The 19,725-nt window shown below is 68.5% G+C and carries 21 protein-coding genes and 1 tRNA gene; 14 read left to right on the forward strand and 8 right to left on the reverse strand.

The window, feature by feature from the left end; genetic code table 11:
• Nucleotides 1-99: 99 nt before the first annotated feature.
• The 3 genes from E2L08_RS01060 to E2L08_RS01070 all read left to right on the forward strand — a co-directional run bounded on the left by E2L08_RS01060 (nucleotide 100) and on the right by E2L08_RS01070 (nucleotide 2,084).
• The gene (locus E2L08_RS01060; RefSeq protein ID WP_133395190.1) at nucleotides 100-429 is read left to right on the forward strand and encodes an ATPase inhibitor subunit zeta; all 330 of its coding nucleotides are present in this window, start codon (nucleotides 100-102) and stop codon (nucleotides 427-429) included.
• 93 nt (nucleotides 430-522) lie between these two features.
• The gene (bmt, locus tag E2L08_RS01065) at nucleotides 523-1,539 is read left to right on the forward strand and encodes a betaine--homocysteine S-methyltransferase (protein WP_133395191.1); all 1,017 of its coding nucleotides are present in this window, start codon (nucleotides 523-525) and stop codon (nucleotides 1,537-1,539) included.
• Between the two features lie 89 nt (nucleotides 1,540-1,628).
• Nucleotides 1,629-2,084 carry a hypothetical protein gene (locus E2L08_RS01070; RefSeq protein ID WP_133395192.1) on the forward strand — a complete coding sequence of 152 codons (456 nt, stop codon included), beginning with the start codon at nucleotides 1,629-1,631 and terminating at the stop codon, nucleotides 2,082-2,084.
• A 69-nt stretch (nucleotides 2,085-2,153) separates the two neighbouring features.
• Here E2L08_RS01070 and E2L08_RS16915 read toward each other — a convergent pair whose 3' ends face one another.
• Together E2L08_RS16915 and E2L08_RS01075 are read right to left on the reverse strand one after the other, a co-directional pair.
• Complete coding sequence (locus E2L08_RS16915; RefSeq protein WP_168771013.1) at nucleotides 2,154-2,315, reverse strand: hypothetical protein; 162 nt, start codon at nucleotides 2,313-2,315, stop codon at nucleotides 2,154-2,156.
• A 74-nt stretch (nucleotides 2,316-2,389) separates the two neighbouring features.
• A complete protein-coding gene (locus tag E2L08_RS01075) occupies nucleotides 2,390-3,472 on the reverse strand; it encodes a PA0069 family radical SAM protein (RefSeq protein WP_133395193.1) in 1,083 nt (360 codons plus the stop codon).
• Between the two features lie 177 nt (nucleotides 3,473-3,649).
• Between E2L08_RS01075 and E2L08_RS01080 the strand changes: the two genes are divergently transcribed.
• From E2L08_RS01080 to E2L08_RS01095, 4 genes are all read left to right on the forward strand, one after another.
• The gene (locus tag E2L08_RS01080) at nucleotides 3,650-4,369 is read left to right on the forward strand and encodes a corrinoid protein (protein ID WP_133395194.1); all 720 of its coding nucleotides are present in this window, start codon (nucleotides 3,650-3,652) and stop codon (nucleotides 4,367-4,369) included.
• Between the two features lie 72 nt (nucleotides 4,370-4,441).
• Complete coding sequence (locus E2L08_RS01085; RefSeq protein ID WP_133395195.1) at nucleotides 4,442-4,657, forward strand: hypothetical protein; 216 nt, start codon at nucleotides 4,442-4,444, stop codon at nucleotides 4,655-4,657.
• The gene (locus E2L08_RS01090; protein WP_133395196.1) at nucleotides 4,638-5,006 is read left to right on the forward strand and encodes a YbjQ family protein; all 369 of its coding nucleotides are present in this window, start codon (nucleotides 4,638-4,640) and stop codon (nucleotides 5,004-5,006) included. Before E2L08_RS01085 ends, E2L08_RS01090 begins: the two co-directional genes overlap by 20 nt.
• Entirely contained in the window at nucleotides 5,003-5,632 is a 630-nt protein-coding gene (locus E2L08_RS01095) for a DUF1638 domain-containing protein (protein ID WP_133395197.1), read from the forward strand. The genes E2L08_RS01090 and E2L08_RS01095 overlap by 4 nt, the downstream gene beginning before the upstream one ends.
• A 93-nt stretch (nucleotides 5,633-5,725) precedes the next feature.
• On the opposite strand, the gene E2L08_RS01100 is transcribed toward E2L08_RS01095, so the two are convergent.
• A complete protein-coding gene (locus E2L08_RS01100) occupies nucleotides 5,726-7,252 on the reverse strand; it encodes an NAD(P)H-hydrate dehydratase (protein WP_338069514.1) in 1,527 nt (508 codons plus the stop codon).
• Between the two features lie 168 nt (nucleotides 7,253-7,420).
• On the opposite strand from E2L08_RS01100, the gene E2L08_RS01105 reads away from it, so the two are divergent.
• The 3 genes from E2L08_RS01105 (at nucleotide 7,421) to E2L08_RS01115 (ending at nucleotide 9,855) form a co-directional block, all read left to right on the forward strand.
• On the forward strand, nucleotides 7,421-7,759 hold the full coding sequence (locus E2L08_RS01105) for a P-II family nitrogen regulator (RefSeq protein ID WP_133395199.1): 339 nt from the start codon (nucleotides 7,421-7,423) through the stop codon (nucleotides 7,757-7,759).
• A gap of 39 nt (nucleotides 7,760-7,798) precedes the next feature.
• Nucleotides 7,799-9,205: a type I glutamate--ammonia ligase gene (gene glnA, locus E2L08_RS01110; RefSeq protein ID WP_133395200.1), complete on the forward strand. Its 1,407-nt coding sequence runs from the start codon at nucleotides 7,799-7,801 to the stop codon at nucleotides 9,203-9,205.
• Between the two features lie 191 nt (nucleotides 9,206-9,396).
• Nucleotides 9,397-9,855 carry a hypothetical protein gene (locus E2L08_RS01115; protein ID WP_133395201.1) on the forward strand — a complete coding sequence of 153 codons (459 nt, stop codon included), beginning with the start codon at nucleotides 9,397-9,399 and terminating at the stop codon, nucleotides 9,853-9,855.
• A 102-nt stretch (nucleotides 9,856-9,957) separates the two neighbouring features.
• Here E2L08_RS01115 and hmuQ read toward each other — a convergent pair whose 3' ends face one another.
• The 5 genes from hmuQ to E2L08_RS01140 form a co-directional block, all read right to left on the reverse strand.
• The gene (gene hmuQ / locus E2L08_RS01120; RefSeq protein WP_133395202.1) at nucleotides 9,958-10,284 is read right to left on the reverse strand and encodes a heme-degrading protein HmuQ; all 327 of its coding nucleotides are present in this window, start codon (nucleotides 10,282-10,284) and stop codon (nucleotides 9,958-9,960) included.
• Between the two features lie 69 nt (nucleotides 10,285-10,353).
• Nucleotides 10,354-10,428, reverse strand: a tRNA-Val gene (locus tag E2L08_RS01125).
• A 13-nt stretch (nucleotides 10,429-10,441) separates the two neighbouring features.
• Nucleotides 10,442-10,828 carry an HU family DNA-binding protein gene (locus E2L08_RS01130; RefSeq protein ID WP_133395203.1) on the reverse strand — a complete coding sequence of 129 codons (387 nt, stop codon included), beginning with the start codon at nucleotides 10,826-10,828 and terminating at the stop codon, nucleotides 10,442-10,444.
• 207 nt (nucleotides 10,829-11,035) lie between these two features.
• Entirely contained in the window at nucleotides 11,036-13,441 is a 2,406-nt protein-coding gene (lon, locus tag E2L08_RS01135) for an endopeptidase La (protein ID WP_133395204.1), read from the reverse strand.
• A 193-nt stretch (nucleotides 13,442-13,634) separates the two neighbouring features.
• The gene (locus E2L08_RS01140; RefSeq protein ID WP_133395205.1) at nucleotides 13,635-14,168 is read right to left on the reverse strand and encodes a component of SufBCD complex; all 534 of its coding nucleotides are present in this window, start codon (nucleotides 14,166-14,168) and stop codon (nucleotides 13,635-13,637) included.
• Between the two features lie 119 nt (nucleotides 14,169-14,287).
• Between E2L08_RS01140 and hemB the strand changes: the two genes are divergently transcribed.
• The 4 genes from hemB (at nucleotide 14,288) to trpE (ending at nucleotide 19,456) form a co-directional block, all read left to right on the forward strand.
• On the forward strand, nucleotides 14,288-15,286 hold the full coding sequence (gene hemB, locus E2L08_RS01145) for a porphobilinogen synthase (RefSeq protein WP_133395206.1): 999 nt from the start codon (nucleotides 14,288-14,290) through the stop codon (nucleotides 15,284-15,286).
• 176 nt (nucleotides 15,287-15,462) lie between these two features.
• The gene (locus E2L08_RS01150) at nucleotides 15,463-16,023 is read left to right on the forward strand and encodes a lipid-binding SYLF domain-containing protein (protein ID WP_133395207.1); all 561 of its coding nucleotides are present in this window, start codon (nucleotides 15,463-15,465) and stop codon (nucleotides 16,021-16,023) included.
• 65 nt (nucleotides 16,024-16,088) lie between these two features.
• The gene (locus E2L08_RS01155; RefSeq protein WP_133395208.1) at nucleotides 16,089-17,948 is read left to right on the forward strand and encodes a peptidylprolyl isomerase; all 1,860 of its coding nucleotides are present in this window, start codon (nucleotides 16,089-16,091) and stop codon (nucleotides 17,946-17,948) included.
• Nucleotides 17,948-19,456 carry an anthranilate synthase component I gene (gene trpE / locus E2L08_RS01160; RefSeq protein WP_133395209.1) on the forward strand — a complete coding sequence of 503 codons (1,509 nt, stop codon included), beginning with the start codon at nucleotides 17,948-17,950 and terminating at the stop codon, nucleotides 19,454-19,456. The genes E2L08_RS01155 and trpE overlap by 1 nt, the downstream gene beginning before the upstream one ends.
• The last annotated feature ends 269 nt before the right edge of the window (nucleotides 19,457-19,725 follow it).

The raw sequence follows: 19,725 nt of genomic DNA on the forward strand, positions 1-19,725 counted from the left end.
GGGCATGGGCGGCCCGGTCACAAGCGCGGCCCCCTTGGCAAGCCCGCCCGCCGGACCCACAATACGCGCGGCCGCAAGGGCGGCGAGGGACAAATGCGGATGAGCACTTTCGACGAACGCGAACAGGCCTTCGAGGCCGTCTATGCCCGCGAGGCGGATCGCCGGTTCCGGCGCGACGCCCGGCGCAACAGGTTGCTGGGCGAATGGGGCGCGGGGCTTCTGGGGCTCGACGGCAAGGCCGCGCAGGATTTCGTGAAAAAGGTCATGCGCGCCGATTTCGAGCCGCAGGGCGAAAAGGCCGTGCTGGCGCTGCTGGCCGATGCGCTCGAGGGTCATGTCGGCCCCGACGAGATCGCCGAGCGCGCGGGCGCCTTCGAGGATGCCGCGCGCCGCGATCTCGGCGAAGACGACAGCGACCTGCCCTCCTGATCCGGCCCCGCGCGGCCCATTGCGCGATTGAACCCGACCCGCATTTCTGACAGGGCGGCTGCGCGCCCGCACAGCCCGAAGGACCGTATTGCAATGACCGATGCCCTGAGCCGACTGCTCGAGACCCGTGACTGGCTTCTGACCGACGGGGCGACGGGGACGACGCTGTTCAACCTCGGGCTCGAGGCGGGCGAAAGCCCCGAGCTCTGGAACGTCTCCGAGGTGGCCAAGATCGAAAGCCTCTACCAGGGCGCCATCGACGCGGGCAGCGACCTGTTCCTGACCAACAGCTTCGGCGGCAATGCCGCGCGGCTGAAACTGCACAACGCGCAGTCCCGCGTGGGCGAGCTGAACCGCGCCGCGGCCGAAATCGGGCGCGAGCTGGCCGACCGCGCCGGGCGCACGGTTGTGGTCGCGGGCTCGGTCGGGCCGACGGGCGAGGTCATGGCGCCGCTGGGCGTTCTGACCCATGCCGAGGCGGTCGAGATGTTCCACGAGCAGATGGAGGCGCTGAAGGAGGGCGGCGTCGACGTGCTCTGGATCGAGACGATCTCGGCCCCCGAGGAATACCGCGCCGCGGCCGAGGCCGCGCGGCTGGCCGACATGCCCTGGTGCGGCACGATGAGCTTCGACACCGCGGGACGCACGATGATGGGCATGACCTCGGAGGGCATGGCGCGGATGGTGGCCCGGCTCGACCCCGCGCCGCTGGGCTTCGGGGCGAATTGCGGCGTCGGCGCGTCGGACCTCTTGCGCACGGTGCTGGGCTTTACCGCGCAGAACCCGACGATCCCGGTGATCGCCAAGGGCAATGCGGGCATCCCGAAATATGTCGAGGGGCATATCCATTACGACGGCACCCCCGAGGTGATGGCCGATTACGCCCGGCTCGCCCGCGATTGCGGCGCGACGATCATCGGCGGCTGCTGCGGCACGACGCCCGAGCATCTGCGCGCCATGCGCGCCGCGCTCGAGACGCATACGCCCGGCCCCCGGCCCGACCTGGCCGAGATCGAGGCGCGGCTGGGCGGGTTCTCGTCCTCCGACGACGGCACCGGCGACCGCTCGGCCGCGCCGCAACGCCAGCGCCGCGGCAAGCGCCGGGAATAGGCCGCGCCGAGGAGTTGCGTCGATCGTTTCGCCGTGCCATGTCTTTTTGGATAGGGCCTCGCAGGCCCGCCGCGACAAGGAGACGGCAGATGTTCGACAGTTTTTACGAGGCCCACCTCTACGGCTCGGTTAGGGGTTTGAACCGGTCGCTCGATAATGCCAACGCGACGATAGACCGGATGAACGGACATGTTCGCAACTTCATGCTCCAGCGGGACCAATACCGCGCGCATTACTTCGCGGCCGAGGCCCAGGTCGAGGCGCTGATGGATTACATAGACATGCTGGCCGGAACGCCCGAAAAGAACCCGTGGCGCAAGGACGGATATGACGCGGACGATCCTTTCGTGATGCCGGCCGGCCCCCGCAAGGGCAAGCGGCCGAGCAAGATAGATGCCGTCTTTCTCAACCGGTTCGCCAAGGTGGTGAACTACTACAGCCACGACAAGGAATACAAATGCGGCTGGGCGGGTTTCATGTGTGACGTGATAATGAACCTTCCGCGAATACGGAAAGGGTTCGAGGGGAAGTATCCCAAGGACTGAGCCGGGCCGGCAATCCGCGGGAAATGCGTTCAGCGGGCCGGGGTGCGCTCACCCTGGCCCGCTTTCCGTTCAGCTCTTACCCCCCTTGCCCCCTTCAGGCTTTTTCTGCTTGTCGTTCTGGTTACCGGCTTCCCCCTTCGTCGCCCCGGCCTTGGCGATACCGGTGATCCGGTTCTCGGACTGGCCGACGAAGAAGCCCACGGCGCGGTCGGTATCCTGGGCCTCGGACATGCCGTCGGGGCTGGAACCGATACCGGCGGGTCACGCGGTCGGGGATCTGGCCGATCAGGCCGAAGGGCATCGCCTCAGAACAGCGACAACTGCGCGCCCTGCGCCAGCGGCACCTCGAACAGGTCGCAGCGCAACGGCTCCAGCCTATAGCCCAGCCCCAGCCGCGCGCGCGCCATTTCGAACCGCTGTGAGATCAGGCGGGCATGCGGCCCCTCGCCCCGCATCCGCTTGCCCCATTCGGCCGAATAGCTGCGCCCGCCATGCATCTCGCACAGCCGCGCCATCACCTTGTCGCGCCGCCCCGGCGCATGGGTGTCCAGCCACCCCTCGAACAGCCCGGCGACCTCGTAGGGCAGGCGCAGCATGATCCAGCTTGCCGCCACCGCGCCCACATCGCGCGCGGCAGTCAGCACCGCCTCGATCTCGTGATCGGTCAGGCCCGGCACCACAGGCGACACCATGACGCGCACCACCGCCCCCGCGCGCGCCAGCGCCTCGATGCTGCGCAGCCGCGCGGCGGGCGCGGGCACCCGCGGCTCCATCCGGCGGGCGAGCCCCGCGTCGAGCGTCGTCAGCGACACCCCCACCCGCGCCAGCCCGGCGCCGCTCATCTCGCCCAGGATATCGGCGTCGCGCGTGACCAGCGTGCCCTTGGTGGCCACCGTCACCGGATGGCGGAACCGCTGCAACACCTCCAGCACGTCGCGGGTGATGCGCCGGTCCCGCTCGACCGGCTGATAGGGGTCGGTCGCCGTGCCCAGCGCGATGGGCGCAGGCACGTAGCGCGGCGCGCGCAGCTCACGCTCCAGCACGGCGGCGGCGTCGGGGCGCGCTGTCAGCCGCGTCTCGAAATCGAGCCCCGGCGACAGCCCCAGATAGGCGTGGGACGGCCGGGCATAGCAATAGATGCAGCCGTGTTCGCAGCCCCGGTAGGGGTTGATCGACCGGTCGAACCCGATATCGGGCGAGGTGTTGCGCGCGATGATGCTGCGCGACCGCTCGTCGCGCAGCTCGGTCCGGCGGGGCGGAAGATCGTCCTCGTGCCCCCAGCCGTCATCGACCGCAGCCCGGTCATGGGCGTCGAACCGGGTCGCGGGATTGGCCCCCGTGCCCCGCCCCCGCACGCGCCCGGTCACACGTTCCGACAGGTGATTCATACGCCGAGACTAGAACACAACGCGAACGCGCAAAAGCCCCGTGCAGCGATCCGCATAGAGATCATGCGAAACACTGATTTGACCCCATGTCGCCATTCCGTCATCCCCTGTCGCAATCGCACCAGCCCGCCTCGGCCAGACGGCCGAGAACGGGGAAACACGATCCGGGGGTCCACCATGGCAGACGACGACGAGATCATCCTGTCCGAACTGGAAGACGACGACCTCGTCCAGCAGATGATGGACGACCTCTATGACGGCATGAAGGCCGAGATCGAGGAAAGCGTCAACATCCTGCTCGAACGCGGCTGGACGCCTTACGACATCCTGACCAAGGCGCTCGTCGCGGGCATGACCATCGTCGGCCACGATTTCCGCGACGGCATCCTCTTCGTGCCCGAGGTGCTGCTGGCCGCCAACGCGATGAAGGGCGGCATGGCGATCCTCAAGCCCCTGCTGACCGAGACCGGCGCGCCCAAGATGGGCAAGATGGTGATCGGCACGGTCAAGGGCGACATCCACGATATCGGCAAGAACCTCGTCGGCATGATGATGGAAGGCGCGGGTTTCGAGGTGATCGACCTCGGCATCAACAACGCAGTCGAATCCTATCTCGAGGCGATGGAGGCCGAGCAGCCCGACATCCTCGGCATGTCGGCGCTGCTGACCACGACGATGCCCTACATGAAGGTCGTGATCGACACGCTCGTCGAAAAGGGCATCCGCGACGACTATATCGTGCTCGTCGGCGGCGCCCCCCTGAACGAGGAGTTCGGCCGCGCCATCGGCGCCGACGCCTATTGCCGCGATGCCGCCGTCGCGGTCGAGACGGCGAAAGAATGGGTCGCGCGCAAGCACAACCGCATGGCCGGGATGCAGCAGGCCGCCGCCGGCTGAGCCATCCGCGCGCACGGCACTGGAAACGGGCGCGCGGAATCCCCACCTCGATGGGTGCAAGGAGAATGTCCCATGCCCCTCGACCGTTTCGTGCTGATCCTCGTCTGCGTCGTGATCGCGGCCGGGCTGACCGTCTGGGTCGGCGCCATCCTCGCCGCATCCGTGGCGATGCCGCTGACGCTGGCCGCGCTGCTGCCGCTGTCGCTCGTGCTCTACGTCGTGTGGCGGGTGATCGCGCAACGCCTGTCCAACCGCGAGGACGACCGCTATGACCGCACGCCCCGATGACCGCCCGTCGCCCGCACCGGTGACGCTCGCCGCCACGACCGAAACGGTGGCGGGCCACGAGATCGCCGAGACGCTGGGGATGGTGCGCGGCTCGACCGTGCGTGCCAAGCATATCGGGTCCGACATCGTGGCGGGCCTGCGCAACCTCGTCGGCGGCGAGGTCCGCGAATACGCGCAGCTCCTGGCGGGGGCGCGTGAACAGGCCTTCGACCGGATGATGGCGCAGGCCGCCGAACTCGGGGCCGACGCGGTGGTGTCGGTCCGGTTCGAGACCTCGCAGATCGCGCAGAACGCCTCCGAGGTGCTGGCTTATGGCACGGCGGTCCGTCTGCGGCCGCGCGGCGCGTGACCCCCGACGATATCCTGACCCGCAAGGGCCGCGCCCCCGAGGGCCGCGGAAAGGTGCTGGCGCTGGCCTGCGGGGCGCTCGCGCGCGAGATCGGCGCGCTGATCGAGGCGAATGGCTGGGACCATCTCGACCTCGCCTGCCTGCCCGCGATCCTGCACAACACCCCCGACGCCATCCCCGCCCGTGTCGAAGAGGCCGTGCTGCGCCACCGCGCGGCCTATGCCCGGATCTTCGTCGTCTATGCCGATTGCGGAACGGGCGGGCGGCTGCGCGCGACCTGCGACCGACTGGGCGTCGAGATGATCGAGGGGCCGCATTGCTACGCGTTCTTCGAGGGCACCGACAGCTTCCTCGCCCGCGCCGAGGACGAGTTCCGCGCCTTCTACCTCACCGATTTCCTCACCCGCCAGTTCGAGGCCTTCGTCATCGCCCCGCTCGGGCTCGACCGCCATCCCGAGCTGCGCGACATGTATTTCGGACATTACAAGAAACTGGTCTACCAGGCCCAGACCGACGACGCCGCCCTGACCGAAAAGGCGCGCGCCTGCGCCGACCGGCTCGGGCTCGCCTTCGAGCGGCGCTTTACCGGCTACGGCGATCTTGCCCGCGCGCTGGCGCGCGCCTGAGGCGCCTTTTGCAGCCCGGCCCTGCGGGGCGGGTATTTGGCAAAGAGAAGATGGGGGGCGACGCGCCCGGCCCTTCTCTGTTTCCTCAAATACTCATTGTCGGGCCGCCGCGAGGTCGCGGAACAGGCCCGGCAGGGCGGACGCGATATCTTCGGCGATCAGCCCCGGCCCCGCGCGGCGCGCCGCCTCCACATGCAGCCAGACGGCGGCAGACACCGCCTCGAAGCCACCGAGCCCGCGCGCGACGAGCCCCGTGATCATCCCGGTCAGCGTATCGCCCGCCCCGGCCGTCGCGAGCCACGGCACCGCGCGGCCATAGACCGCCGCATGAAGGGCCGCACGCCCGTCGGGCGCGGCGACGATGCTGTCGGGGCCCTTGAGCAGGATCACCGCGCCGGCGCGCCGCGCCGCGGCGCGCGCCGCGTCGATCCGCGAGGCGGCCGGCCCCGTTGCGGCCTCGCCCGACAGCTCGAGGGCGAGGTCGGGAAAGAGCCGCGCGAACTCGCCGTCATGGGGCGTCAGCACGTCGCCGGGTCGGAGGAGGTCGAACAGCGCCTCGGGCCGGTCCTCGAACGCGGTCAGCGCATCGGCATCGAGCACCGCCGCCCGCGGCCCGTCCAGCACCGCCTCGACCCACGCGCGCGTCGCCGCGCCGCGCCCGAGACCGGGGCCGAGCCCCACGGCATTGAGCCGCGCGTCCGACAGGAAACCCCTGAGCGCGTGGGCATCGCCCGCTGCGTGGAGCATCACCGCGTCGAGCCGTGCCGCGTTCTCGACGATGGCCTCGGGCGGGACGACCAGCGTCACCAGCCCCGCGCCGATCCTCAGCGCGGCCTGCGCGGCCATCCGGGCCGCCCCGCCCTTGCCCGAAGCACCGCCGAGGATCACGGCATGGCCGTGACGGTACTTGTGCCCGCCCCGCTTGGAGATCGTCTCCCAACGCGGCGCATCGATCAGCGGCAGGCCCGCCCCGGCGTCGGGCAGGCCGATATCGACCACGCGCAGCGCGCCGCAGGCGTCGGGCGCATCGCCGAGGTAATGCCCGCGCTTGGGGGCGTGAAAGGCGAGCGTCAGGTTCGCCTCCGCCGCGTCGGGGCCGATGCGCCGGCCGCTGTCGGCGCAACGCCCCGACGGCATGTCGAGCGCGACGACGCGCGGGCCGCCGTCCGCCCGCGCCGCCTCGCGCAGCAAGGCGATGGCGGCAAGCTCGACCGGGCGGGACAGCCCCGTGCCGAAGAGCGCATCGACGATCAGCGCCGCGCCTTCGAGCGATGGCCGGTCCCCCGGCCCCAGCCGGTGCACGAGCCCGAGCGGCTCCCAAGCCGCGCGCATCGCGGCCGCATCGGCGCCGCCCGCCCCCTCCATCGCGTAGAGATCGCATCGCCAGCCCAGCGCATGAAGGTGACGCGCCACGACAAAGCCGTCGCCGCCATTGTTGCCCGGCCCGCACAGCACCACCGCCCGACGCGCCCCGCCCGGCTCGAGATCGGGCCAATGCGCGCCGATGGTCCGCACGGCGCCGCGGCCCGCACGCTCCATCAACTCGCGCCCCGTGGCGAGGCCCCGCTCCATCGCGTCGCGCTCGATCGCGCGCATCTCGTCGGCCGTCAGAACCCGCATCGCCATCCTCCGTTCCAGAATCGCCGCGCCGAGAAGCAGATTGCACAAAAAACGGTCAGATCGTACCAAAGACGCGGCCGCCGCCCCCTGGCGGCCGGTCCGACCAATTGTGACCCGACGCGGGACGTGGTCTTCCGCGTATCAACCGAACCCAGAGGAATCGGCGAAATGAAGAAGATCGAGGCGATCATCAAACCCTTCAAGCTCGACGAGGTCAAAGAGGCCCTGCAGGATGTCGGGGTTCAGGGGCTGAGCGTTCTCGAGGTCAAGGGGTTCGGACGCCAGAAGGGGCATACGGAACTCTACCGCGGCGCCGAATACGTCGTCGATTTCCTGCCCAAGGTAAAGATCGAGGTCGTGCTCGAGGACGACCAGGTCGACACCGCCATCGAGGCGATCGTCAATGCCGCACGCACCGACAAGATCGGCGACGGCAAGATCTTCGTCAGCCCGGTCGAGCAGGCGGTACGCATCCGCACCGGCGAAACCGGGCCCGACGCGCTCTGACGCGCGGCGCATAGAACACGGACCACGGAAGGGACCCCCATGAGCAAGAGCGACATGCTGAAGACGATCAAGGACGAGGATGTCGAATATGTCGACATCCGCTTTACCGACCCGCGCGGCAAGCTGCAGCATGTCACGGTGATGGCCGACCAGGTCGACGAGGATTTCCTCGAGGAAGGGTTCATGTTCGACGGCTCGTCCATCGCCGGATGGAAGTCGATCGATCAATCCGACATGAAGCTCATGCCCGACCCGGCCTCGGCCTATCTCGACCCGTTCTATGCCGAAAAGACGCTGGCCGTGCACTGCACCGTCTACGAGCCCGACACGATGGAGCGCTATGACCGCGACCCGCGCGGCACCGCGCGCAACGCCGAGGATTACCTGCGCGCCTCGGGCATCGGCGACACCTCGTATTTCGGCCCCGAGGCCGAGTTCTTCCTCTTCGACGACGTGCGCTTCAGCGTGGCGATGAACAAGGTCTCCTTCGAGGTCGATGCGGTCGATGCCGCCTGGAACAGCGATACCGCGTTCGAGATGGGCAACATGGGCCACCGTCCCGGCGTGAAGGGCGGGTATTTCCCGGTCAACCCGATCGACGACGCGCAGGATCTGCGCTCGGAAATGCTGTCGACCATGAAGCGTATGGGGATCAAGGTCGACAAGCACCATCACGAGGTGGCGTCCTGCCAGCACGAGCTCGGCATGGTCTTCGGCACGCTGGTCGAGCAGGCCGACAACGTGCAAAAGCACAAATACGTCATCCACAACGTGGCCCACGCCTATGGCAAGTCCGCCACATTCATGCCCAAGCCCATCGCCGGGGACAACGGCTCGGGGATGCATGTCAACATGTCGATCTGGAAGGACGACAAGCCGCTTTTCGCGGGCGACAAATACGCCGACCTCAGCGACGAGGCGCTGTTCTACATCGGCGGCATCCTCAAGCACGCCAAGGCGCTGAACGCCTTCACCAACCCCTCGACGAACTCCTACAAGCGGCTGATCCCCGGCTTCGAGGCGCCGGTCCTGCGGGCCTATTCGGCGCGCAACCGCTCGGGCTGCGTGCGCATTCCCTGGGCCGAAAGTCCCAAGGCGAAACGTGTCGAGGCCCGTTTCCCCGACCCTTCGGCGAACCCTTACCTGTGCTTTGCGGCGCTGCTGATGGCCGGTCTCGACGGGATCAGGAACAAGATCCATCCGGGCGAGGCGATGGACAAGGATCTCTACGACCTCCCCGCCGAAGAGCTGGCCGGCATCCCGACCGTCTGCGGCAGCCTGCGCGAGGCGCTGGACGAGCTGGAGAAAGACCACGAGTTCCTGCTTGCGGGCGACGTCTTCACCCAAAGCCAGATCGAAGGCTACATGGGCTTGAAGTGGGACGAGGTCCACGCCTACGAGCACACGCCCCACCCGATGGAATACAAGCTCTATTACAGCTGCTGATCCGCGATCCGCGAACGGCACAGGTCACGACGGAAGGGCGCCTCACGGGGCGCCCTTCCTCGTTTTTCCCCTCCGACGCCCGGCAAGAAAGGGGGCTTTTCGAAAAATCACCCCGCGGGCGCCGCGTTTTGGCCGCGTTCGACGCCGATCAAGGTGGCATAACAAGCGAAACACCATTTGAGGCCTTGACCATGTCAACCCATACCCTTGAAAGCGCGACACTCGACTATGCCTTCGGCACCTCCATCGGCCTGCGCGATATCGGCGGGATCGTCGCCCAGGCGCTGCGGCAAAGCGGGGCGGTGCTGCACGATATCGACCTCGGGTTCTTCGGCGACAGCCTCAGCTACGGCACGGATTACGGTCGGGTGAACGTCGTGCTGACCATGCGCGCCAGCGGCACCCCCAAGATCGAGATCGCCTGCGATGTCGATCGCCGCGGCACGCCCGCGACCGCCCGCCGCCTGTGCTATCTGCTGGCGAGCCGCTTCGTGGCGCAGACGCCCGTTCGCGATGTCGTCTGGCACGCCACGGGGCAGCGCATCGCGGCCGAGGATTTCACCTGGGGCGCGCTGCGCGGTGTCGGCCACCGGATAGGCCTGCCCTCGGCCTCGATCGTGCCGACCCACGACACGCTCGCCTTCGCCTGACGCCCGGCGGGCGGCGCGACCCGGGCCGCGCCCCGCCCTTCTTTCTTCTCTTTCTCAAATACCCCTGTCGCGCCCGGTATCACGGGCGCGGCGCGGGGGCGGTCAATCGCCCTGCGACGCGGCGACACCCTCGACCGTCTCGAAGATTTCCAGCACCGGCGGCCCGAGATAGAGCCCGTCATTGGGCTTCACCCCCTTGTGGGCGGCGCGGAACGCCTCGGACCGGGTCCAGCCTTCAAAGGACGCCCGGTCGGCCCAGACCGTGTGCGAGGCGTAGAGCGTGAACCCCTCGCCCTGCGGCCCGCGCATCAGGTGAAACGCCTTGAAACCGGGCACCGCATCGAGATGCGATTCGCGCCGGGCCCAGATATCCTCGAACTCGGCCTCGCGGCCCGCAGTCACCTGGAAACGGTTCATCGTCAGATACATGGTCCCTCCGCCGGTCGGTTTCACATATGAAAAAGGGACGCACCGGCGTGGCGCGTCCCCTTGACTATATGGTGGGCGGTACTGGGATCGAACCAGTGACCCCTTCGGTGTGAACGAAGTGCTCTACCGCTGAGCTAACCGCCCGGTGGCGCTGCAATTAGCCGTCCTTGCCGGGCTCTGCAAGGGCTTCGGTCACGTTCCGTGACGGGGCCGAGCGGCGCAGCTTGAGCGTGAGCGCCTGGCCGTTGGGCATATCCTTGCGGCGCTGGATGCGCAGCTTGCCAAAGGGCTGGAGATTGAGCTGCTCCCCGTCGCTCAGCGCCTGGCCCAGAACGGCGAGCGTGGCCTCGACCACGGGCTTCGCGTCCTTCTTCTTGGCGCCGGACGCCGCGACGACGCGGTCGATCAGGTCCTTCTTCTTCAGTTCGGCGACCGCTACGGCGGCGGGGGCGTCCGTGGTGTCCCGATCCGCCTCGGGCGTCGGGGCGGCATCGGTGGATGCCTGCGGGATCGTGGTGTCGGTATCGCGTGAGCTCGTGGCCATTCTGCCCTCCGTTCTGCTCTCGCCGGTATCGTTAGCAGCCCTGCGGCACTTGTCACGTGTCGCAGGGCATAGCGTCCCGCGTGAACACGTCCCGGCGACAATGCCGCCGCCATGCGCCGGCTGTCGCCGGATGCCGGGGGTGGCCGGACAAGAAAAAAGCCCCGGCGCATCTGCGCCGAGGCCTCGTCGGTCAAGCGGTGCCGCGGTTCAATGCGCGGTCGGCGACGGGCCTTCGGCCTGGGCCATGCGGGCCGCGCGTTCGGCATCGGCCGCCTCCTGCGCCGCCTCGTCCCATTCGATGGGCTCGGGGCGCCGCACCAGCGCATGTTCCAGCACCTCCGAGACGTGGCGGACGGGCACGATGTTCAGCCCCTCCTTCACGTTGTCGGGGATATCGGCCAGGTCCTTCTCGTTCTCGGCCGGGATCAGCACCGTCTTGATGCCGCCCCGCAGCGCCGCCAGCAGCTTTTCCTTGAGCCCGCCGATGGGCAGCGCATTGCCGCGCAGCGTCACCTCGCCGGTCATGGCGACATCGCGCCGCACCGGGATCTGGGTCAGGACCGACACGATCGACAGCACCATCGCAAGACCCGCCGACGGCCCGTCCTTGGGCGTCGCGCCCTCGGGGACGTGGACGTGAATGTCCAGCGTGTCGAACTTGGGCGGCTTGACCCCGATGCTGGGCGCGATCGACCGCACGAAGGACGACGCGGCGTCGATGGATTCCTTCATCACGTCGCCGAGCTTGCCGGTGGTCTTCATCCGGCCCTTGCCCGGCAGGCGCAGCGCCTCGATCTGCAAGAGCTCACCGCCGACGCTGGTATAGGCCAGCCCCGTGACGACGCCAATCTGGTCCTCTTCCTCGGCCAGCCCGTAACGATGCTTGGGCACGCCCAGGAAATCGGACAGGTTCTCGGCCGTGACCGTGACCTTGTCGGTCTCCTTGCGGACGATCCGCGTCGTCGACTTGCGCGCCAGCTTGGCCAGCTCGCGCTCGAGGTTCCGCACCCCCGCCTCGCGGGTGTAGGTGCGGATGATCGCGGTCAGCGCCTCGTCCGTCACCTCGAACTCGCCCTTCTTGAGGCCGTGGTTCTTGATGACCTTGGGCATCAGGTGGCGGCGCGCGATCTCGGCCTTCTCGTCCTCGGTATAGCCCGCGAGCGGGATGATCTCCATCCGGTCGAGCAGCGGCCCCGGCATGTTGTAGCTGTTGGCCGTGGTCAGGAACATCACGTTGCTGAGGTCGTATTCCACCTCGAGATAATGATCGACGAAGGTCGCGTTCTGTTCGGGGTCGAGCACCTCGAGCATCGCGCTGGCCGGGTCGCCACGGAAATCCTGTCCCATCTTGTCGATCTCGTCGAGCAGGATCAGCGGGTTCGTCGTCTTGGCCTTTTTCAGCGCCTGGATGATCTTGCCGGGCATGGAGCCGATATAGGTCCGGCGGTGGCCGCGGATCTCGGATTCGTCACGCACACCGCCAAGCGAGATGCGGATGAACTCGCGCCCCGTGGCGCGCGCGACCGATTTGCCCAGCGAGGTCTTGCCCACGCCCGGAGGGCCGACGAGGCACATGATCGGCCCCTTCAGCTTCTTGCTGCGCTGCTGCACCGCGAGATATTCGACGATCCGCTCCTTGACCTTGTCGAGGCTGTAATGGTCGTCGTCGAGCACCTTCTGCGCGCGGTTGAGATCCTTCTTGACGCGCGACTGCGTGCCCCACGGGATCGACAGCATCCAGTCGAGATAGTTGCGCACCACCGTGGCCTCGGCCGACATGGGCGACATGTTCTTGAGCTTCTTGAGCTCGGCCTCGGCCTTTTCGCGCGCCTCTTTCGACAGCTTGGTTTCGGCCACGCGCTTTTCGAGCTCGGCCACCTCGCCCTCGCCGTCCTCGCCGTCGCCCAGCTCGCGCTGGATCGCCTTCATCTGTTCGTTGAGGTAATATTCGCGCTGCGTCCGCTCCATCTGGGACTTCACGCGGGTCTTGATCTTTTTCTCGACCTGCAGGACCGACATTTCGCCCTGCATCATGCCATAGACCTTTTCCAGCCGCTCGGCGACGGTCAGGGTCTCGAGCAGGTCCTGCTTCTGCGCGACATCGACGCCCAGGTGACCGGCCACGAGATCGGCCAGCTTGGCGGCATCGCCGGTCTCGCCGACGGCGGCCAGCGCCTCCTCGGGGATGTTCTTCTTCACCTTGGCATAGCGCTCGAACTCTTCGCCGACCGAGCGCAGCAGCGCGTCGACCGTGGCCTGATCGCCCGCGGTCTCTTCGAGCGTGACGGCCTCGGCCTCGAAAAAGCTCGCATTCTCGACAAAGCGTTCGATCCGCACGCGCGCGCGCCCCTCGACCAGCACCTTGACGGTGCCGTCGGGCAGCTTGAGCAGTTGCAGCACGTTGGCCAGAACGCCGTGACGATAGATGCCGTCCTCGGCGGGATCGTCGATGCCGGGGTCGATCTGGCTGGCCAGGAGGATCTGCTTGTCGTCCGACATGACTTCTTCGAGGGCGCGGACGGATTTCTCGCGGCCGACGAAAAGCGGCACGATCATGTGGGGGAACACCACGATGTCGCGCAGGGGAAGGACGGGATAGCTGTGCTCGGTCATGTTCTTATCCTTGGTGGGCAAGGGTCCGGTAGGTCCCGCAATGCGGCAACGCGGTTGGGCCCTCCTTTGTGCCCCATGATCTGGGAACCCGCACCCCCCGCTTCAAGCATCGGGGTCGGGCACGTCTTTGTGCGCGAGGGTGCGCGCGTCCCGCGCCGAGGGCAAGCCCCGCGCGGCGCCGGGGCCGAATGCCCTAGAGTAACGGGCCGACATAGAGGTTCACGAACATGCCCCACATGGCCGTGACAAAGACCGAGACCAGCCCGATCGCCTGCACGATCAGCCGGTGCCGCCCCAGCGTCCGGCGCAGCGCCGCCCCCTCGAGCCCGTGATCGGCGATCCGCGCGGCGGTGCGCACGCTGAGCGCCCCCACCCCCGTCATCGGCGCCGCGATCAGGATGACGGCCTGCGCGAACTCGACGCCATAGACCGTCGCCAGCACCAGCAGCGCCGTCAGCACCGCCGCCGCGATGGCCACGAGCCACAGCCCCGCGACCTCGGCGATATAGAGGATGCGGCGCACCCGGATATCGGTCAGCGCGGCAAGATCGGCCTCGGCCTGCGCCGCGCCCTCGCCCCCGCGCGCGGCGCGCCCGACCATGTCGTAGGGGATGCCGAGAACGTAATGCCCCGCCGTCGACCACACGGTCGCCAGCGCGATCCAGTACCACAGATTCGAGAACGACCGCATGTCGATCAGTTCGAAGATCGTGCCGTACCAGTCCAAGATATACGCGTCCCGCTTGCGGCTGAAACCTCGCCTCGGGCGGGTCTTATACTTGAGGTGGGGGGAAATAAATGCGACCCCGTCGCCATGTAAAGGAACGTTGCAAACGGACCATCGCCATGCGCCCCATCCAGGCCCCCTTCCCCGCCACCCGCTTTCGCAGGCTGCGCCGCACGCCGGGGCTGCGCGCCATGGTGCGCCAGGCGTCGCTCTCGCCCGCCGATTTCATCTGGCCGCTCTTCGTGCGCGACGGGAAAGGCGAACGCGATGCCGTGCCCTCGATGCCCGGCGTCGAGCGGCGCTCGATCGACCTGATCGTCGAGGCCGCGCGCGAGGCGCACGGGCTGGGCATCCCGGCGGTCTGCCTCTTTCCCTACACCGATGCCGCGCTCAAGACCGAAGGCTGCGAAGAGGCGTGGAGCGATGGCAACCTGTCCAACACCGCCACCCGCGCCATCAAGGACGCGGTGCCCGACATGACGGTGATGACCGACGTGGCGCTCGACCCCTACAACGCGAACGGCCATGACGGCATCGTGCGCGACGGCATCATCGTGAACGACGAAAGCGTCGAAGCGCTGGTCAAGATGGCACTGGCGCAGGCGCGGGCGGGGGCCGACATCCTCGGGCCGTCCGACATGATGGACGGCCGCATCGGCGCCATCCGCGACGCGCTCGAGACCGGGGGGCATGGCGACGTGGCGATCATGTCCTACACCGCCAAATACGCGAGCGCCTTTTACGGGCCGTTCCGCGACGCGGTCGGCGCATCGGGCGCGCTCAAGGGCGACAAGAAGACCTACCAGATGGACCCGGCCAATTCCGACGAGGCGCTGCGCCTGGTCGAGCGAGACCTGCGCGAGGGGGCCGACATGGTCATGGTCAAGCCGGGGATGCCCTATCTCGACATCTGCCGCAGGGTCAAGGACAGCTTCGGCGTGCCGACCTTCGCCTACCAGGTCTCGGGCGAATACGCGATGCTGCGGGGCGCGTTCGACCATGGCTGGCTCGATGGCGAGACCGCGATGCTCGAGGCGCTGCTGGCCTTTCGCCGGGCGGGCTGCGACGGCATCCTCACCTATTTCGCCCCCGAGGCCGCGCGGCTTCTCGACGCCTGAGGCGCGGCGCGCTATGGCGCGAAAGACTCAACCGCTGCGCGATTGCCCGCCGCCCGCGCGGCACGGGGTGACAGCGCATCGCCCGCCGGGCTAGAACCATGGGGCGCGAGCGGCCGGAACAAGGCCGCCGGGCAAGACGGCAGCAGAGTACAGGCAAAAAAACGGGGGCAGACTCCATGACGGAAATGACCCGCCGGGGCGTCCTTCTGGGCGCGGCGGCCAGCATCGCGGCGGCATCGGGATGCGCCAACGGCGTCGCGTCGAGCGGCGCCTCGACCATCGACGCGCGCGTCCAGGCGACGCTCAACTATCTCTACCAGACCTATCCCGCGACCATCGACCTGCGCGACAAGGCCGCGGGGCTTCTGGTGATGCCGCTCATCACCAAGGCGGCGCTGGGCGCGGGCGGGGCCTACGGGCGCGGCGCGCTGGTCGTGAACGGCGCGACGGTCGATTACTATTCCTCGGCGCAGGCCAGCGTCGGGTTCCAGATCGGGGCGCAGCAATATGCGCATGTCCTGTTCTTCATGACGAACGAGGCGCTCTACAATTTCCGCACCTCCGCCGGATGGGAAGCGGGCGCGGATATCGAATACGCCTATTCCGACCGCGGCGGAAACCTGACGGCCACCACCATCACCGCGACCTCGCCGGTGATCGGCCTGATCTTCGGACAGGCGGGGCTGCTGGCGGGGGCGTCGCTCGACGGCACGAAATACACCCGGATCATTCCGTGACTTGAGACGGCGCCGCGCAGGCCTTACACCCCCCGCGAAACCACGCAAGCGGGAGCCGTCACCTCATGGCCAAGGGCAAGAACCCGATCACCAGGATCGCGGTCTGGATCGTGCTGCTATTGCTGATCGTCGGGCTTGCGGGCTTCGGCGCGACCAGCTTCGGCGGCTCGACCCGCGTTGTGGCGACGGTGGGCGACACCGAGATCGGGGTCGACGAATATGCCCGCGCCCTGCAACAGGAAATCCGCGCGATCACCGCCCAGACCGGCCAGGCGGTCTCGATCGCCGAGGCCCGCGCCGCGGGGATCGACCGCGCCGTACTCGGCCGCCTCGTGACCGAGGCCACGCTCGAGGACGAGGCGGCGGCGCTCGGCCTGTCGGTCGGCGACGCGCGGGTGGCCGAACAGGTCAGCACGATCTCGGGCTTCCAGGGGCTCGACGGCAGCTTCGACCGCGAGGCCTACCGCTTTGCGCTCGACCGCGCGGGGCTCTCGATCGCCGAGTTCGAGGAACAGCTTCGCGACGAGACCGCCCGCGCCATCCTGCAGGGCGCGCTGGTCTCGGGGATCGACCCGCCCGAGGCCTTTGTCGATGCGCTCTACGATTTCGCCCGCGAGACGCGCGACCTGACGCTGATCCGCTTCGGGCCCGAAACGCTCGAGGATCCGGTCGGGGATCCGACCGAGGCGCAGCTCGAGGCCTATCACGCCAGCCACGAAGAGGCCTTTACCCTGCCCCGCCGCAAAGCCGTGACCTATGCCTGGGTGACGCCCGAGGCCATGACCGGGGAGGTGTCGGTCGACGAGGACGCGCTGCGCCGTCTTTATGACGACCGCGCCGAGACCTACAACCTGCCCGAACGCCGCCTCGTCGAGCGGCTCGTCTTTCCCGACACGCAATCCGCGCAAACCGCGGCCGACGCCATCGCCGCGGGCGAGACCGATTTCGAAACCCTCGTCGAGGACCGCGGCCTCGCCCTTGGCGATATCGACCTCGGCGAGGTGGCGCGCGCCGATCTCGGCCCCGCCGCCGAGCCGGTATTCGCGCTCGACGGGCCGGGTATCGCGGGCCCCGTCGAAACCGCGCTCGGCCCCGCGCTCTTTCGGGTGAACGCGATCCTCGCCGCGCAGGAAACCCCCTTTGACGAGGTGCGCGACGACCTGCGCGCAGAATACGCCATGGATGCCGCACGCCGCGCGCTGCAGGACCAGATCGAACCGGTCGAGGATCTGCTGGCGGGGGGCGCCACGCTCGAGGATCTCGCCGCCGAGACCCCGCTGGAGCTGGGCCAGACCGTCTGGAGCCCCGGCGACGCCGGCGAATCCGGCGCGGCCATCGACGCCTACCCGGCGTTCCGCGCCGCCGTCGAGGCCGCCGAGCCGGGCGATTTCCCCGAACTGGGCGAGCTGTCGGATGGCGGGCTCTTCGCGCTGCGGGTCGACGAGGTGCTCGAACCCGAGCTTCAGCCCCTCGACGCGGTCCGCGACGAGGTGGCGGAAGCCTGGGTCGCCGAGGAACGCCGGCAGCGCATCCTCGCGGCGGCCTCCGAGGCGCTCGAGCGGCTGCGCGAGGGCACCCCGCCGACCGAGCTCGGCGGCACCGCGACCGAGCGCGGCGGCGTGCTGCGCGACGCCTTCATCGAGGACGCGCCCGAGGATCTCGTGCCCACGGCCTTCGCGCTCGAGGCCGGCGCGGCCGAGGTGCTGCCCACCGGGACCGGCGCCCTTATCGTGCGGGTGGACGCGATCACGCCGCCCGATCCCACCAGCGCCGAGGCGCAGGCCATCAAGGCCGGTGTCGCCCAGGCCGCGGGACAGGGCATCGCGGGCGATATCGCCAATGCCTTCACCGAGGCGGTGCGCGCCCAGAAGGGTGTCACCGTGAACCAACAGGCGATCAACGCCGTGCTGTCGCAGTTCAACTGATGCGTCTCGAACCCGATTTCGACAGCTTCGCCGCCCGCCACGCCCGCGGCGAGAACCAGCTCGTACACGCGCGGCTCGCCGCGGATCTCGACACCCCGGTATCGCTGATGCTCAAGCTCGGCGGCGCCGGGCGCGATACCTTCCTGCTGGAATCGGTGACGGGCGGCGAGACGCGCGGGCGCTATTCGATCATCGGGCTCAAGCCCGACCTCGTCTGGGAATGCCGCGGGACCGTCGCCCGGATCAACCGGCAGGCACGCATCGACCCCGACGCCTTCGAAACGATGCCGCAGGACCCGCTGACCGCGCTGCGCGCCATCCTCGCCGAAAGCCGCATCGAGATGCCCGCGGGGCTACCGGCATCGGCGGCGGGCCTGTTCGGCTATCTCGGCTACGACATGATCCGCCTGGTCGAGCGGCTGCCGCAGGCCAATCCCGACCCGCTGGACCTGCCCGACGCGCGGATGATGCGCCCCTCGGTCGTCGCGGTCCTCGACGGGGTCAAGGGCGAGGTCTCGGTCGTGGCGCCCGCCTGGGCGGGGTCGGGCCTGTCGGCGCGCGCCGCCTATGCCCAGGCGGCCGAGCGGGTGATGGACGCGCTGCGCGATCTCGACCGGCCCGCGCCGGTCACGCGCGACCTGGGCGACGAAGCCCCGCTGGGCGAGCCGGTCTCGAACTTCACCCACGAGGGCTATCTCGACGCGGTCCGCCGCGCCAAGGACTACATCGCGGCGGGCGATATCTTCCAGGTGGTGCCGTCGCAACGCTGGCGCCAGCCCTTTCCGCTGCCGCCCTTCGCGCTCTATCGCAGCCTGCGGCGCACCAACCCCTCGCCCTTCATGTTCTACTTCGATTTCGGCGGGTTCCACGTCGTCGGCGCCTCGCCCGAGATCCTCGTGCGCGTGATGGGCGGAGAGGTCACGATCCGCCCCATCGCCGGCACCCGCCCGCGCGGTGCGACCGATGCCGAGGACCGCGCGCTCGAGGCCGATCTGCTATCCGACCCCAAGGAACTCGCCGAGCATCTCATGCTGCTCGATCTGGGGCGCAACGATACCGGGCGCGTCTCGAGGATCGGCACCGTGCGCCCGACCGAGCAATTCGTGATCGAGCGCTATTCCCACGTCATGCATATCGTCTCGAACGTCGTGGGCGAGCTGTCCGAGGATCACGACGCGCTCTCGGCGCTGCTGGCCGGTCTGCCCGCGGGCACCGTCTCGGGCGCGCCCAAGCTCCGCGCGATGGAGATCATCGACGAGCTCGAACCCGAGAAACGCGGCATCTATGGCGGGGGCCTCGGCTATTTCAGCGCCGGCGGCGACATGGACATGTGCATCGCGCTGCGCACGGCCGTCATCAAGAACGGCACGCTCTACATCCAGGCGGGCGGCGGCGTGGTCCATGACAGCGACCCCGAGGCCGAGTTCCAGGAAACGGTGAACAAGGCCCGCGCGCTGCGCCGGGCCGCCGACGACGCAGCGCGTTTCCGCGGCGGCGAGAACGGCTGACCCCGCGCCCGCGACCGCCGTTGCGACGTGAGTATTTGCAGAAACAGAGAAGGCTTAACCCTTTCGCAAGATCCCGGCCGTATCCATGGAAACGCGGTACAGGCTGGAGAGCCGATGACCGCGAAACGGAGAAGGCCGGCCCTGCTTTGATGGCCTTGGCGCGGGTGTACCAGGGCAAACCCGCGTCCCGTTTCCCGCGTGCCGTCCATGGCTTCTCTGTTTCCCGAAATACTCATGTCGGGCCGCCGGGACCGGGGGCGGCGCCGGGG

The organism is Palleronia sediminis (assembly GCF_004358695.1).
Classification (GTDB): Bacteria; Pseudomonadota; Alphaproteobacteria; order Rhodobacterales; family Rhodobacteraceae; genus Palleronia; species Palleronia sediminis.

Coding starts and splice junctions, on each gene's coding strand:
- E2L08_RS01060 (WP_133395190.1), top strand. CDS start 100: ATGAGCACTTTCGACGAACGCGAACAGGCCTTCGAGGCCGTCTATGCC.
- E2L08_RS16915 (WP_168771013.1), bottom strand. CDS start 2,315: ATGTCCGAGGCCCAGGATACCGACCGCGCCGTGGGCTTCTTCGTCGGC.
- E2L08_RS01105 (WP_133395199.1), top strand. CDS start 7,421: ATGAAGAAGATCGAGGCGATCATCAAACCCTTCAAGCTCGACGAGGTC.
- E2L08_RS01130 (WP_133395203.1), bottom strand. CDS start 10,828: ATGGCCACGAGCTCACGCGATACCGACACCACGATCCCGCAGGCATCC.
- bmt (WP_133395191.1), top strand. CDS start 523: ATGACCGATGCCCTGAGCCGACTGCTCGAGACCCGTGACTGGCTTCTG.
- E2L08_RS01155 (WP_133395208.1), top strand. CDS start 16,089: ATGGCCAAGGGCAAGAACCCGATCACCAGGATCGCGGTCTGGATCGTG.
- E2L08_RS01070 (WP_133395192.1), top strand. CDS start 1,629: ATGTTCGACAGTTTTTACGAGGCCCACCTCTACGGCTCGGTTAGGGGT.
- E2L08_RS01080 (WP_133395194.1), top strand. CDS start 3,650: ATGGCAGACGACGACGAGATCATCCTGTCCGAACTGGAAGACGACGAC.
- E2L08_RS01115 (WP_133395201.1), top strand. CDS start 9,397: ATGTCAACCCATACCCTTGAAAGCGCGACACTCGACTATGCCTTCGGC.
- E2L08_RS01100 (WP_338069514.1), bottom strand. CDS start 7,252: ATGCGGGTTCTGACGGCCGACGAGATGCGCGCGATCGAGCGCGACGCG.
- lon (WP_133395204.1), bottom strand. CDS start 13,441: ATGACCGAGCACAGCTATCCCGTCCTTCCCCTGCGCGACATCGTGGTG.
- E2L08_RS01150 (WP_133395207.1), top strand. CDS start 15,463: ATGACGGAAATGACCCGCCGGGGCGTCCTTCTGGGCGCGGCGGCCAGC.
- E2L08_RS01085 (WP_133395195.1), top strand. CDS start 4,442: ATGCCCCTCGACCGTTTCGTGCTGATCCTCGTCTGCGTCGTGATCGCG.
- trpE (WP_133395209.1), top strand. CDS start 17,948: ATGCGTCTCGAACCCGATTTCGACAGCTTCGCCGCCCGCCACGCCCGC.
- hemB (WP_133395206.1), top strand. CDS start 14,288: ATGCGCCCCATCCAGGCCCCCTTCCCCGCCACCCGCTTTCGCAGGCTG.
- E2L08_RS01075 (WP_133395193.1), bottom strand. CDS start 3,472: ATGAATCACCTGTCGGAACGTGTGACCGGGCGCGTGCGGGGGCGGGGC.
- E2L08_RS01090 (WP_133395196.1), top strand. CDS start 4,638: ATGACCGCACGCCCCGATGACCGCCCGTCGCCCGCACCGGTGACGCTC.
- glnA (WP_133395200.1), top strand. CDS start 7,799: ATGAGCAAGAGCGACATGCTGAAGACGATCAAGGACGAGGATGTCGAA.
- hmuQ (WP_133395202.1), bottom strand. CDS start 10,284: ATGTATCTGACGATGAACCGTTTCCAGGTGACTGCGGGCCGCGAGGCC.